General features: G+C 57.3%; 15 protein-coding genes and 2 pseudogenes. 2 read left to right on the forward strand and 15 right to left on the reverse strand.

All coding sequences use genetic code 11. The features are described from left to right. Positions 1–68: 68 nt before the first annotated feature. From HYH07_RS25635 to HYH07_RS36845, 10 genes and pseudogenes are all read right to left on the reverse strand, one after another. The gene (locus tag HYH07_RS25635; protein WP_220005110.1) at positions 69–290 is read right to left on the reverse strand and encodes a biotin/lipoyl-containing protein; all 222 of its coding nucleotides are present in this window, start codon (positions 288–290) and stop codon (positions 69–71) included. A gap of 345 nt (positions 291–635) precedes the next feature. Then, the gene (locus tag HYH07_RS25640) at positions 636–1,388 is read right to left on the reverse strand and encodes an SDR family oxidoreductase (protein ID WP_220005111.1); all 753 of its coding nucleotides are present in this window, start codon (positions 1,386–1,388) and stop codon (positions 636–638) included. Next, positions 1,388–2,578, reverse strand: coding sequence for a thiolase family protein (locus HYH07_RS25645; protein WP_220005112.1), 1,191 nt, complete (start codon positions 2,576–2,578; stop codon positions 1,388–1,390). Before HYH07_RS25645 ends, HYH07_RS25640 begins: the two co-directional genes overlap by 1 nt. Beyond that, on the reverse strand, positions 2,553–4,088 hold the full coding sequence (locus tag HYH07_RS25650; protein WP_220005113.1) for an AMP-binding protein: 1,536 nt from the start codon (positions 4,086–4,088) through the stop codon (positions 2,553–2,555). The genes HYH07_RS25645 and HYH07_RS25650 overlap by 26 nt, the downstream gene beginning before the upstream one ends. A 468-nt stretch (positions 4,089–4,556) precedes the next feature. Continuing rightward, the gene (locus HYH07_RS25655; protein WP_220005114.1) at positions 4,557–5,288 is read right to left on the reverse strand and encodes a biotin--[acetyl-CoA-carboxylase] ligase; all 732 of its coding nucleotides are present in this window, start codon (positions 5,286–5,288) and stop codon (positions 4,557–4,559) included. A gap of 432 nt (positions 5,289–5,720) precedes the next feature. Continuing rightward, positions 5,721–6,278 (reverse strand): biotin transporter BioY, encoded by a 558-nt coding sequence (locus HYH07_RS25660; RefSeq protein ID WP_220005115.1) that lies wholly within the window; start codon positions 6,276–6,278, stop codon positions 5,721–5,723. 23 nt (positions 6,279–6,301) lie between these two features. Beyond that, positions 6,302–6,769, reverse strand: coding sequence for an energy-coupling factor transporter transmembrane protein EcfT (locus tag HYH07_RS25665; RefSeq protein ID WP_228749766.1), 468 nt, complete (start codon positions 6,767–6,769; stop codon positions 6,302–6,304). An 18-nt stretch (positions 6,770–6,787) separates the two neighbouring features. Then, positions 6,788–7,060, reverse strand: a pseudogene (locus HYH07_RS36410) (ATP-binding cassette domain-containing protein); the annotation flags it as partial. Then, the gene (locus tag HYH07_RS25670) at positions 7,057–7,818 is read right to left on the reverse strand and encodes an IS5 family transposase (RefSeq protein ID WP_220005117.1); all 762 of its coding nucleotides are present in this window, start codon (positions 7,816–7,818) and stop codon (positions 7,057–7,059) included. The gene HYH07_RS25670 and the pseudogene HYH07_RS36410, both read right to left, overlap by 4 nt. 229 nt (positions 7,819–8,047) lie before the next feature. After that, positions 8,048–8,326, reverse strand: a complete 279-nt coding sequence (locus HYH07_RS36845) for a cold-shock protein (RefSeq protein WP_128968239.1) — start codon at positions 8,324–8,326, stop codon at positions 8,048–8,050. Between the two features lie 870 nt (positions 8,327–9,196). Here HYH07_RS36845 and HYH07_RS25680 point away from each other — a divergent pair. Further along, on the forward strand, positions 9,197–9,445 hold the full coding sequence (locus HYH07_RS25680; protein WP_128968237.1) for a DUF6894 family protein: 249 nt from the start codon (positions 9,197–9,199) through the stop codon (positions 9,443–9,445). A gap of 821 nt (positions 9,446–10,266) precedes the next feature. Here the strand turns inward: HYH07_RS25680 and HYH07_RS25685 are convergent. From HYH07_RS25685 to HYH07_RS25705, 5 genes and pseudogenes are all read right to left on the reverse strand, one after another. Then, entirely contained in the window at positions 10,267–10,983 is a 717-nt protein-coding gene (locus HYH07_RS25685; RefSeq protein ID WP_220005118.1) for a Crp/Fnr family transcriptional regulator, read from the reverse strand. A gap of 148 nt (positions 10,984–11,131) precedes the next feature. Then, positions 11,132–11,380, reverse strand: a complete 249-nt coding sequence (locus HYH07_RS25690) for a DUF6894 family protein (RefSeq protein ID WP_220005119.1) — start codon at positions 11,378–11,380, stop codon at positions 11,132–11,134. Positions 11,381–11,564: 184 nt separating this feature from the next. After that, positions 11,565–11,762, reverse strand: a complete 198-nt coding sequence (locus tag HYH07_RS25695; RefSeq protein ID WP_220005120.1) for a hypothetical protein — start codon at positions 11,760–11,762, stop codon at positions 11,565–11,567. A 483-nt stretch (positions 11,763–12,245) separates the two neighbouring features. Further along, positions 12,246–12,560, reverse strand: a pseudogene (locus HYH07_RS25700) (ATP-binding cassette domain-containing protein); the annotation flags it as partial. A 683-nt stretch (positions 12,561–13,243) separates the two neighbouring features. After that, positions 13,244–13,450: a hypothetical protein gene (locus HYH07_RS25705; RefSeq protein WP_220005122.1), complete on the reverse strand. Its 207-nt coding sequence runs from the start codon at positions 13,448–13,450 to the stop codon at positions 13,244–13,246. 250 nt (positions 13,451–13,700) lie between these two features. Here HYH07_RS25705 and HYH07_RS25710 point away from each other — a divergent pair, with 250 nt between their 5' ends. Further along, a complete protein-coding gene (locus tag HYH07_RS25710) occupies positions 13,701–13,865 on the forward strand; it encodes a hypothetical protein (RefSeq protein WP_220005123.1) in 165 nt (54 codons plus the stop codon). Positions 13,866–14,010: the final 145 nt, after the last annotated feature.

The raw sequence follows: 14,010 nt of genomic DNA on the forward strand, positions 1-14,010 counted from the left end.
CGCGTCCTTTTGGTAGTGTGGTCGAGCGTGGGGTGCTCGAATAAGTTGTTACACCCACGCTGAACGGTTCACGTCGTCTTCATCACCAAGACGATGTCGTCACCCTTAACACTCGTGCCGGGTGAACGGAGAATCCGCTCGACTTTTCCATCGTACGGCGCGCGAACGAACAGTTCCGATTTGACTGATTCCACGACGTACAATTCGTCACGTTCTTTGACGACCTGCCCTTCTTTGACCGAAACTTTCAAAAGAACACCATCAAGGCGCGCAAGAATTTCCTTGGTCATAGGGAGCACCTCCGATCAGAGATTAGACGCGGAAAGGTAGCAGACCAGCCACGATAAATCCAGTGGTAGAGTAGACATGGCACTGACATGGTACTATTCGGTGCCAACGGAGGAAAAGCACACGCTTCCGGTCTCACATGAACCAATGATGACAGAGCCCATGCCCCGCAAATCATGGCTCCCTCACCATCGACCCCGGCCAGAATATCCTCAAGTTGATGCATCGCTGGCTCGAAGAGGATACCTCACCGACTCGCGCCGTAATGTGACCGCCGGAGCCAAACTCCAAAAGCTCATGATCGCGCGAAGTGGCAAAGGGACAAACCAGCCAATGCTCGAATTGACCTAATGCCGTCGCGACATTTGCCATTTCCGTTTGATTTTGCGGTCAGTCCACCAGCTCGGCAACATATTGGACAACCACGTGCTGCCGGCCATACCTCGCGGGAAACTGATCCGCGCCAAATTTCGTTCAATTCCGGACTTGACCGCTTCTGCCGCGTCTTCGGCAGACATGCCGTCTTTGCCGGCGGCGGAGGTCATTGGGGTTAAAACAAACCCGGGACAGATAACGCTGACCGCAATTCCCTTGCTGGCCAATCGTCCGCGCAGCGCCTCTCCATAGAGACGCGCCCATGCTTTGCTTGCTGCGTATCCCGGCGGACCTCCAAAAGCCCGGAAAGCGGCAAGCGAACTCATGATCGCGATATGCCCATGCCGTCTGGAGAGCATCGCATCTATTGCCGGCTCGACAGTGTTCAGAACACCTAAGATATTCGTGCTTACCAACTGCCTGGCAAATGCTGAATCTTCCTGGCTTTTGGCAATACCGGCGTTCGCGATCACCAGATCCAAGGGATATTTGTGATCAACTGCTGTGATGGCACTCGCCATCGCGGCCTGGTCTGCGACATTCAGAACAAGCGCCGAAGCATCAGCTCCGCGGGCTCGGCAACGAGCGGCGGCGTCGGAAAGCCGCCGATCGTCGCGGCCAACAAGGGCGAGGTGCACCCCTGGACTTGCATAAGCCACCGACAGGGCTGCGCCTATCCCGCTAGAGGCCCCCGTAATAAAGATGCTCTTTGGAGTTGTCTGCATTAGAGTTCTCCAACCCATTGAAACAGCGTGGTGAGCCCAAGCCCGCCACCAATCCCGAGCATCGCCATTCCAAGAGCGCCATCTGTTCGCCGGCGCAGGAATTGCGAGAACAGCCGCGTCACGAGTATGGCTCCAGATGCGCCGAAGGGATGTCCCAGAGCGAGAGCGCCTCCTTCGTGATTGACCTTATCGGCAGCAATACCGAGGCGATCCAGCGAGCCGAGAACTTGCGCAGCAAATGCCTCGTTGAACTCGATCAGTTCAACATTATCGAGCGTGAGAGATGGCAATCGTCGCAACAGCCGATTTGTCGAGTCGACGGGCCCGAGACCGAGCAGATTGGGATCGACTCCAGCCGAGGCCGCGTCGATGAACATCAGCCCCTGCTTCAGGCGAAGCTCACGGGCCAGGCGCCTGCTCAAGATCATCGTCACGGAGGCGCCATCGTTGAGCGGGCACGAATTTCCTGCTGTGACGGTTCCGTTCTCGACAAAGACGGGCTTAAGCGACGAGAGAGCATCCAGCGACGTGTTGCGGCGTGGGCATTCATCACGGTCTATAACCGCGCGCCGAGTCTCGATGGGAACAATTTCCTCCTCGAAGGTCCCCGCATCGATCGACGCGATGGCCTTCTGATGGCTAGCTAGAGCGAAGATGTCCTGGCGCTCGCGCGAAATGTTGCATTCACGGGCTACATTTTCTGCCGCGACACCCATTTCCGGATCGCCGATATCGTTGGGGGAAAAGCGTGCCCTGTTGTAGAAACGAGGTAGACCGCCTTTGGTGCGCGGCTTTTCAATCCGCCAAGGAGCCCTGCTAGTCGACTCGACGCCTCCCGCAACGTACCACTCGCCAGCGCCCGATTGCACCAGCCTGCATGCTAGAATGATCGCTTCCAATCCTGAGCCACACTGCCGGTCTACGGTTAGCCCGGGGACACTGACGGGCAGGCCAGACGCCAACGCCGCAAGTCGGGCTATGTTGCCGCCAGCCGCCATCGCATTGCCAAGAATGACGTCGTCGATCATGCCTGGCCGAGCGTCAATTCTGTTGAGCATATGCCGGATGATTGGTGCGACGAGCTCGTGTGGCTCGACGTCCTCGAATGCTCCGAAGGCACGACCAATCGGTGTACGAAAAGCCGAGACAACGATAGGCTGACGATCAGGTTGTAAGTTCGATGGAGTCATACTGGCCATCTTGAAGCAGTTCCGCGATCTTTCCCCTGGCGATTTTGCCGCTGGTGGTCATCGGCCATGATGATGTCCTGTAGAGGTCTCGGGGTATCTTGTACCGCGGAAGAGATTTGCCCGCTTCTTCGAGGATACCTTTGCCACCCTCAAAGCTCCCACACAGTATCGCGACCAGACGCGTCCCCAGATACGCATCATCAACGCCAAGAACAACGGCTTCATCCACTTCGGCAATATTCTTCAGCACGGCTTCCACTTCCGAGACGTATACGTTGAAGCCGCCAGTAATCAGCATGCCTCCCTCTCGCCCCATCACCGTCAGGGCACCGTTTGGCTTGAGCTCGCCAATGTCGCCCACGGTTGCTCCGCTCGAATCGACTCTAAAGGCTTTGCCATCATCGCCCCAAAGATACCCGTCGCAAATCAGGTCACTCTTGACGTAGATGGTTCCTGCGGTCTCATCGCCAAGCATCTGCTCGGAGCGCCGTACACTGATCTCGACCCCTGGGTACGCCTTCCCAACTGTGCCGATTGGCGTTTCGGGGTCGGAGGGATGCACGGTCGAAACGGAAACAAAACCCAGTTCTGATGCTCCGTAGTACTCCATGATGCGAGCTTGGGGGAACATGCTGCGCATAAGCGCAACGTGCTTGCTGCTGAGCTTGGCGCCTGCGGTCAGCACGTCCCGAATCGACGGAAAGACAGGGGATGGGGGTGAGACTCGCTCCGCGAGCGCGCTGACCATCGTTGGGACCGCGACTAATCTGTCGATGTCGCCACGGCTCAGCGCGTTCGCCACGAGATCGGCATTCCATTGCTTCACAGTGTGGAACGTGCCGCCGCTGTGCAGGGTCTCAGCCAGAGAGTACAACGCCAGACCGTGGGCGAGAGCGCCCGGGCACATAGTTGCAGGAGCATCCTGCAGGCCGAACAGGGGCACTCCACGAGCCAGACTTGCGCGCCACGCCGCGCGCGACCGACTATAGGCTTTCGGTTGAGAGGTCGTGCCGGAGGTGAAATTCACCAAGAAGGTGCCGTCTTCGGTCTCTGGCGGCTGTTTAGGGTCGGCCGGAGGATTGCCTTGACGGGGCTTCACGAACGCATCGGCAGTCTCGACGTTAAATCCCATGCGCCTTGCAATATCTGCAACGCTGGTGCTCGTCGTCTCTGTGACGATCAGATCCGGCCTCAGTCTTGTCAGTATATCCTGAAGCTGGCTGGGCAGCATCTTGGGATCAAGAACCGCGCACACGTTGTTTCCGCGAGTGGCGCCAACAAACAATTCAGGGAAGAGCAGGTGGTTTCCGAGATCGAGCGCAACGACCTTATCGACCCGATTCAAGATGGGAAGCTCCTTCCGGCCCCCTGGCAACGACGCGACATAAGCCCAGAATAATTGCGATCGATTTTCCAGTTCGGCAAAACTGCGCACCTTGCCGTCAATGATGAAGGCGGGCTTATCCGGGGTGGCCGCGGCGTGGTGATGAAGCTGCTGATGAAACGGCATGTAAAACCCGACTCGTCGCTAGCGATCTACTACGGCGTCAAGCGCAGGTCGGTGCACGTCGCACCGGCACGCATAGGGCCTCGGACGCGGGCGTAATGCCTGATGTCGTCACTCATCCAAGACCCAGGATACCCAACTTATCAAAACAGACAGTAACTACCAGAGGTTTAGTTTACACCGGAAGACAATCATCCGCAAATTTCGAGAAGCGGGCGATGTCGATGCGCCCGAATGGAGTTTTCCCATGGCCTATTGTCGCGCTAGCCGCTTCCGTCTGATCTGCTCTGGTCGACTGGGCGGGAATTTGATTTCTTAGTGTTTCACCTGCCGGTGATCCAACTTGCCCCCCCGAGACGCTGCTTGCCGGCCTAAGAGGAGACCATCCAACGCCTGCTTCTTTGCAGAGTCGCGAGAGCCCCAACCAGTCAAGATCCCCGTGCGAATTACTTGGTCGCGGCTACCGCAACTTTACGCGCCAACATCACCGGTAGAGAACGCTCGCACTTCACCTCCGGGCAATTCGAGAAGCAAGAACCCTGCATTGCTCACGCCACGACAGAGCCCTTCGACGCGTACTGTCCGAGCCTCGTTGAGCGCTATCGATATGGACTGTCCATATCGCCAGATATTTCTACTGTAGGCGTCTGCGATCGGCACGAAACCGGTTTGGGTCCAGCTTTCAAAGCGCGCCAACCAGCTACTTGCGATCCGTTCAACGAGAGCCAATCGTTCGATATCGCAGAAGCGACCGAGGGAAGTCGTAGGGTAAATCACCCCCTCCGGTTCCGATGCAAGATTGACCCCGATCCCGACATAGATCCTGTTGGCGTCGCTCTCGATGAGAGTTCCAGAGATCTTTGCATCATCAACAACTATGTCATTCGGCCACTTGATCTTCACCGCAGCCCGATCATTGATCAGATCTCGCAAGACGTCGTGTATCGCGAGGCCAGTCGTCAATGGCAAAGTCGTGAAATCTTCATGCTCCGCATGATGGGGCAGCGTAATTGTCATTGCGACATTGTTCTTCGGGGCGTGCCAGACGCGACCAAAACGGCCCCTTCCGGCCGTTTGCTTGACCGCAGACACCACAAATGCACCGTCGCTTCCAAGCTCGACCAAGCGCTTGGCCTCAGCATTGGTGCTATCCAACTCATCATAGTCGTGAATAGGAACGGCGCACTTAGATCGACCGATCATGTTCCTTCCTGCGACCTTGCATCCAGCTGCCCGTCTACCGGCAACTCTGTCCTCGAACGCCTAGGTAGCGTGTGAGCATTTGGTTGATCAACCGAAAGTGTTGCGCCAGAGGAGTATTCCGATCCGAACAACGGTTGCGTTCGTTGGACGCGCGCAGAAAGCCTCTAGAAGCGCCCCAATGGCTTCCAGCGCTAGACGATCTCTCTTGCCAACCCTGCGGGATGACAATGAGGATCGGGCGCATCCGGGTCATCGAGCAATGCACGGCACACATCGTCTGGTCCATCGACGATCCCTCCATCGAACGATCTCAATGTCTTCGCGCCTTCGTATTCGCTCGACAACTGCACCAAAGTTTCGTGCGAATTCATCCGTGCAGCCAACCCCTCTAGGTAATCATGCAGAGCAGGTGATGACCGCGGAGCTTGACCATCACGAAGGTGCTTGCTCCCGGTTAATGATCGGGTATGAACGTCGTACAGACATCGCTATAGCCGAGGCGAGAACGGCTTTAGCCAAGTCGCCAGGCACAAAAGGTAGCGAGCTAAGCATCGCCTGATTCGGGCTCAGGTGTAGCAGGGCGGCCATCCACGGAATTCCCATCAGATAGCTAATTCCGAGCCCGCCTATAACGCAGAACGCGATCGTCTTAGGCAGCGTCAGATTTCTCCAACAGCTCTCGACCGCGTAGCCAACGAACAAGGCGATCACGGGCCAGGCAAGAAGGAAACCTCCGGTCGGCCCCAAAAACACCGCGAAGCCACCGCGGCCACCCGCGAGCAGCGGTAGACCGACCGCCACCAAGATAATGAACAGAACCTGCGAGAGCAGGCCGCGCTTCGCACCGAGAATTGTCCCTGCCAGGAGCGGGCCAATGTTTTGCACTGTGATTGGAACGCCAGTGACTGGCAATGGAAATGGCGGAAACAACCCGACGGCGGCCGTCACCGCTGCAAACAGAGCGATGTAAACGATATCTTTGGTCGCCATGGCTCCCCCACAACCAGAGCATTCTAGGGGTCGTAGGCTCGCGCATCAATAGCATTGGCGACATCGTCCGCCATTTTTAGAGTCCTTATGATGACCGGCAGCGCTACCGCGATCACACTCCGCTCCAAACCGCGAGCCCGCTGAGCCTCTCTGACCTCGGCCGTGATCTTTGCAACCACTGGAATAAAACGAAGCGCCAGCGACAGTCCGAGACTGACCTTCGCTGGGTTGATGCCAATACGCCGCAGCCCCCCGATACTGCCCTCGACGGCTTCGATCATGGACGAAGCCGGCGTGCTCAACGTCACCAATGATGCCAATAGGAGAAGAGCAACGAAACGTGAGACCACTAGCCCCGCGAATACCGCGTCTCTGGTGAACAACTGGAACAGGAAAACGACCAAGAATATCCAGAACGCAGGACGAATTTGCGCTATGAGGATTCTGCCGGGAATCTTAGCGAGAACGTATAGCCATACGATTCCACTCAAGACAGCACCGATGATCCAAATGTCGTGAATTAGAAAGAGTGCTGGCTGTTCGAGGGAGTCGATGACCTCAGCAATGCGTCTCTTGTTCCGCAAATCAAGGAGCGTTGTCGGCTCATCCATCACGACATAGGTTGGCTCCATCGCCAGCACCCCAGAAATCGCTATGAGTTGCTTCTGGCCGCCGCTCAGATGATGAGAGGCGTGCTTGCGAAATGGCAGCAGGTCATATCGGCTCAATGCCTCGGTGACCTTCTGATCGACGAGCTCCTTCGGAAGCTTTAGATTCTTTAGGACGCGGACTCATTAAGGCGCAGCCATAGCCGGATTGACGCGAGTTGAACGAATGCGAGGTAGTTGGCGGCGAGCCTATCGTAGCGTGTCGCCACCCGACGACATTGTTTGATCCTGTTGAAGAACCGCTCGACCTGGTTGCGAGCACGATAGAGATAGGGGCTGAAGCAAATCGGATCGCTGCGATTGCTTTTCGGCGGGATGTTGGCCCACGCGCCCTTCTTCATGGCAAGCTCCCTGATCCAGTCCGCATCATACCCACGGTCAGCAAGCAGCATCGACCCGGATTTCAGACGAGACAGCAGTTTTCCGGCAAGTCGAACGTCATGGGCCTCACCCGGGCTCAGCGCCAGCCGTATCGGCAGACCATTGCCATCGACCACCGCATGGATTTTGCTCGTCAAGCCGCCGCGGGACCTTCCCATCGATTGGCGCTGGTTCCTTGTGATGCAGGCTCCATGCTGATGCACGCGGACAATGGAGGTGTCGATCATTTGGACAGCGGCATCATGGGCAGTGGCAAGCGCTTCTATGATGCGGCCCCAAACATTGGCCCGCCGCCACCTAACGAAACGGTTGTAGCAAGTGGTGTATGGGCCAAACGCCGTCGGCAGATCACGCCAGGGTGCTCCTGATCGGAGGACCCAGAAGATGCCATTCAGGACCCGTCTGTCGTTCACCCGAGGAACGCCACGCGGCTTGTTCGGCAGCATCGGCTTGATGGCGGTCCATTCATGGTCGGCGAGTTCGTAGCGCATGATTCGAGTCCCCAGTTCGGGAGCTTGAATCACGGCAGTCCGGCCAAACGCAACTCTCCTGGCCCGCTCTTGGTACGGCGCTTACGGACAGGAGCGGACATCAACCAGTCCTCAATCCCTGCCAAATGCGTCGAAAATGACCCGCAGCGGACTCAGCGCGGATGTAGGCTCGTACCAAGAGGTAGATCGCGTAAAGCCGCTAGCAGGAGCTAGGTGGTTGCGTTGACGTCTATCCCTCAGCGGTGGGCTCCCTTCCACGCTTTCGCATCACAGGCTGCGGCTCACCGCCATCAGCAGTGCTGGTATCCACCGATACAAGCTCGGCAATCCGGAGCTTAGACCCGTCCCTAGCGACCCTAACTTGCACAGTGGTGCCCGCCGGAAGCGTCACATACCCTGCGGTCTTTAGGACAGCTATATGCAGAAAGGCGTCTTCCCCCGAGTCCAGAGTTACAAAACCAAACTTCTTCTCCAATCTGAACCAAGTCACACGACCGGTCGCAATCATTTCCGACACCTCAATAGGCCCATGCTTTCGACATAGCCCACAGTTACGATTTCAGGACACTTTATGCTGTCGGACCTCTCCTGGCGTCATGTTCAACGCTGCGGCGTCGTCCGCCCCAGCTCCCGCTGAACTAAGGAGGCGGTCCAGCCTTCGGGAATGGCATCAAGCACATGGTCAACGGCTTCGTTGCGCCCCGTGGCCGCAAGCCATATCTGGCGCTCGCCGCTGTCAGTAATCACACAAATCGACGCGAATGACCATGCCTGCGGCCAACGGAGGGGTGGTTTTCGCTACATCATCAGGTCCGACAGGCTTCCAAGGGTGTCTGGCGGGAGATAATGTTGAGCAGTCGGAGGCGACCAAAAAGCGGAACCTTCCGCATGGTTCCGGTCGCAGATTAAAACAATGCGGTGGCTATCTATCCGAAAAGAGCGCACTCTCTCGCCACCACCGAGCGGCCCTTAGCATCTATCGGTGATGTGAACGCATTGTATTGCGCTCCCGCTCAACCCGCAGCGGAGCATAAGTATGTCGACTCAACGATCCCCGGCACACTCATCGACCTTCGAGTATCGTCTCGCGCAAGAGGCAAACAGTCTGCGCGCACAGGCCAAGGGAATGCCCCTTGGAGTCCGGCGGACGGAACTTTTACGGAAGGCCAAGCAGATCGACGTTGCTGGAGAGATGAACAAATGGCTGACCTCACCGGGACTGCAGCCGCCATCGTAAAGTCTGACCTCTGTGCACCTATATTCAGTTAGCAAGCAACCAACCGAGGCTCCCTGAATTGCATTCGCATCACCGACCGAGTCCGAGGCGTCGGTGGCTGAGAGACCGCGTGTGCTCCCGCCTAAAATTGGGAGCGCCAAGATGACAATTTACTTCTTCGACATGCGCGATGGCGCAGACCTCTATCCCGATGAGGAGGGGCTGGAACTATCCAATCTCAAAGCAGTGCAGATCGAGGCCGCACGGGCATTGGGAAGTATGACTAAGCAAACGATATGGACGAAAGCGAAATCTCAGCTAGGCCATCAGATGGCAGTAGAAGTCCGCGACGCGGTCGGACCAGTGCTAACAGCCGGTTTCTCGTTTGAGACCGAACGATACAAGCAATAAAGCCACCTATCGGCGAGACTTTCCACATCTATGCGGAGGAGCGCAAATGCCATCCATTGAACAATGCAGAGCGTATGCGGCTGACTTTAAAATCCAAGGAGCCGATCCGAAAAATTCAGCAAGGCGCTCTGCGGTACTCATGAGCATTTCAAGGAGCTGGGTAGCACTGGGGCACCAGCTTGAAAACCTTGCAGATATCGTGAAATCTGAAGGAAAGTAAAATCTGCATCGTTGGTCGGGCTGCTTGTACCTCCACGCGAATCCAGAGCTTAGCAACCAACTAGGATCGGCTCGGGTTAGGTACCACATCACCGGCCGAGGTTGCCCAGGCGTCGGTGACGAGAGAGACACGAGTGCTCCCGCCGCCTTCAGACTGGGAGAAGATCGTGGCTCCGATTCAACAGCCTCTGCGAGAACCACCCAGCCATTGTCCCCGCTGTGATGGGGTTCCGCGACTTTACCTGACGCTTCCCAACACTGCCAAAGGCACCATGACTTACGTCTATCGCTGCCAAGCATGCCACCAGCTGATATGGGACGAGTAATGCTGCTTCAGTTGGGGTCTCTCAACGCTGGCTTCCGCTATGGCCCATCGCTGCCGCGATCCACGGCCGAGGATATGTCGGCTATCGACCTAACTTAACGGGGCTAAAGCATCGCGATTGACCCAGACTGACTCGTTATGCTGTTAGCGTTAGGGGGCCTGTAGGGGCCGAACGCCGTGTCGTCCAGACGTGTCTCGCGTCGAGCTGCATAGTACGCATGTGCTCGGAAGGGCTTCAGTTCAAGGTTCAATACCCCTAATTGCGCAGGTTGGGCTGTCAAAGTTTTTCATCCCTGAGATGGAGATACTCTGGCGTGAAGTCCGCCAGCTCCTCCAGCTCCTTCCGTCGGAGCAGCTTCAACGTGCGCCTCTCCCACTCAATGAGTCGGAGTTGTCTTAGCTCCTGTATAGTCCGATTGATGTGCACGACGGACAAACCGCAGGCATCCGCGATGTTCTGCTGGGTGAATGGAAGATAAAAGCTGGCGTCCTCCAGCAATCCGACAACTTCGAGTCGCGCCGCAAGCTCGCAGATGAGGTGCCCCACTCGTGAGCGCGCGTCGCGGGCAAGGCCTGCAATCCATTCGCGGTATATCGCGGCATCGACAAGGGTCTCGCGCCAGAGCGCGTGAACCAGTCCGGGAGAGCCACTCAGGATATCATTGAGATAGGTGTGCGGCACAAAGCCAACGGTCGATGGACCCGCACTGCAAATATTGTGGTCCATGACGGGTAGCTGCAAAGTGTGCAGGTCGGGCATATCGCCAGCCAGGTAGATCGACAGGATCTGGGCTCGGAGGCCGACGACCTTCTGACGAAACACAAACCCGCTCATCACGATGGCGCACCGGGACGCTCTGTCTCCTTCACGCACGATGTATTCGCCGTCAGTGAATTCCTTCACCGTATGGGGCATATTCGCGAGCTTGGTCCGGTCCTCGTCGGAGAGTCCAACAACGGCTTGCAGCCGTTTGATCAATATTTTGCTTGGCATTGCAGCACCCGAGTTCTGGGGCGGGAGCGCAACGCTCTCAGTTGCCAGCTGCCCTGCATTAACGCCAGCAATGCCGATACGCTAACACAAAACTCCGGGGGGAACATGACCTCGGAGCTGTTAGCATTCTCGGCAGCAAACCACGCCCTTAGGAGGGAGGCTCAGATTGAAGTGCGGTAAACCGCAGTACGAAGAGCGTCCGGCCGTGTGGTAATGGACCGTCGGTTACCTTCATCTCCCACGGAATGTTCTTCCACAGATTTCCCATTGAGCCTTGTTTGATGATTTGGCCACTCATTTGCACGGCTTCAGCTTGTGCGGCTGCAATGTCGGGGAGCTCAGTGCCGGCATCATCCCGCGAAGAGCTATCAGAGATATGGAAGAAGTAGCGCGGCATGCTGGCTCCGTCGCAGATTGGATCGGCCTCTAACGATGGTCCCAAGGTTCCAAATCAGCACAGCCATTCTGTCACCGCTTTGGCTGGTCTGCATTAACGCAAGTAAATTTCCAGCCTACCCCGGCTTTCATGAAACACGTAATTTCGGTGTCCGTCGCGCCGGGCAACTCAAACAGAGCCGACGTCAGCCGCCTTGTTGCCCATCCTCGTCAGCGGGAACAATTGCTGGTGACCGCTCCTCCAATTCCCGCAACCGTTCGATTTGGCCTCTAAAGCTCTCCGGTTGTTCCGGCTCAAGCTGCAGCGACGCACGCAGTTGCTGGCCAATCACTTTCATAATTGCTCGACTGTGGCTGCGGTCTATGTCCTTGGGATGGGGCATAGCGAAGCCTCCTTCGGCCAATGCGGCGCCGAGATTCAGAAATAGCGCCTGCTCCTCCGCAGCTTTCCGTGTGCGGGCACGGCTGCCCAATCTATGGAACTGGAGACCGCCACTGTTGGCTATCTGCGCGAGCGCTCGGAGAACGGCAGGCCCGGTGGTGGACCTTTGGCTATCCGCGACATGCGCCGTTTGGTTGGCGGCGCGCGACGGTCTCACCGAGCCAAGTCGCCCCGAGGCACTTCGTTCCGAAATCACTTGGCGGAGATACGTCCAGCTTGCGGCCCAGAGCCAGCGGCGGCGCACAGTTCGCCGAACCGGGGTCTCTCTACCCGACCCTTGCTCAGACTTCGTGTGCACGTGCACTGGAGTTGTGGGCCGGTCAGGTGGGTCCGGAGTTGGCCCATCGCGACATATTGCGCTGCCGCCCGAAGTCGGTCGCTATAGGGGCAAAGCAGACATTGCTTAGTCACCTCACGTCGCCGGGTTTATGGGTACACGGCCTAGCCCAAAGGCAAGATCTTCGTCCACAACCGGAAAAACGATCTGGTTGTCCGGATTCTGGAAGACGAAGCCGACCTTCTTGCGAACCTGCTTGCCATCCCGTTTTGTGTCGAATCCGTCGACGACGACCTTGCCTTCAGTCGGCAGCTGAAGGCCGTTGAGCAAGCGCGCAAAGCTACTCTTTCCCGACCCGTTCGATCCGACAATCGCGATCCGCTGCTCGGAGAGCGTTAGATTGATATTCCTGAGTACTGAGAATCCATCAAAGCTCAAGGAAACGTCGTTGATTTCGATCATTGGCTGTCACTATCTGCTGGACGTACACCAGTTTGCAACTTTCGCCCTGTTAGGCAATCGAAAGCGACTTTGTTCGCCTATCAGGTCAGGCCCTTCCTTTGAAGTCTTGACGGCGGTAGGCCTATGGAAGGAGCGGATCAATCTCCCCTGTTTGGATGTCCTCAACGCTTCTCTCACCTTGATTGCCGCGTGGCAGCCGGCAGCTGCAACGATCCTATACGGAACCGCAGGGGCGGCATGACCAGGCACCCCGCCTCAACTCTTGTGAGAGTCGGAATCTCGCGATGGCGCCGGCACAATTGCTGGCGGCGTGAATGCCTTCTACGCCCGCCGGTGAACTCTTCCCCAACATCGAGACGCGCGGCAAAGCCCGACGAAAATTGCGAAATCGTCACGCGCTTCACCCACCGGCCCGATCACCTGCGTCATGGCAATCACCACATTTTCGCGGTTCGAAAAAGCGAGATCGTTGCGCTCAGGGGGCGTTCGCGCCTTCGATCCCGCCAGGAACGGCGATGGAGAGTCCGGTCCGCTCTCGCTGGCTTGGGCGCTGACTGCCGCCGGGCTGCTCGTCCTCCTCTCCATGGCGCTGTGAGCACCCCGATGAGGTGTGAACGGGATGTTGGCGATTGGGCTTAAGTCTCGAGGACTACTCAGCAGGCGTCGCTGAGACAAGGGGGATATCACTCGCTATCGCTGCCCTTCGACTGCCGCACGCCCGGAGAGTTCAACCAGATCACAGCCGTATCGATCTGCAGCGCCTTTCTCAAGGCAGCGTCACGGAGCAATCCCTCGGGCAGGAGCTTTGCCTCCGCTCGTAGAGTTTGCGCCTCTCTTATGAGACGCTCCTCAAGTGCTGCTGCCTGCTGGGCTTGACGCTGAGACTGCATGGCGAGCTCCTTTTCCTAGAGGAAGGCGGGAGCGCACCGGGCGTTCTCATCACAGGCAAAAGCCACGATCCGCACTGTGACACCCAATCCTTGTCCGAAAGCAGCCGGAATGCGAGTCATTTAAATCGCTCGATTTGCTTTGGACGAGGTCGCTTACGGCGTGCTAACGTTTGATATCACCGCACGGTCCGCGGCATCTATCGGTGACCGAGAGCCGAATGCTCCCGCTTCGTACAGACTGGAGATGGTGATGCAAAACGGCGCTGGACCTTTCTCAGAGACTGAGCTGACGATCGTGGAGCGCTATACGCGCGCCGCGGTCGAGGACTTGGATAGTCCCGAGATCCTGGACTTGCTTGAGAAAATTGAAGACGAGATCAGAAGACACATCGCCATAGCAACCGATCGAGAATAGATCAGACTCGTCTCTCGGCCTGTGCTATCGTAGCCAATGCGAGCAATTTCAGTCACATGTTTGGTCCTGATCTGGGCCACCTCGGCAGCGGCCCAAACGGTCGCGCGGCAGCAGCTTCAGCACGGCTTGGTCTCGCGGCAGGCCA

Origin of the sequence: Bradyrhizobium sp. BR 10261, assembly GCF_019455395.1 — a bacterium.
Classification (GTDB): Bacteria; Pseudomonadota; Alphaproteobacteria; order Rhizobiales; family Xanthobacteraceae; genus Bradyrhizobium; species Bradyrhizobium manausense.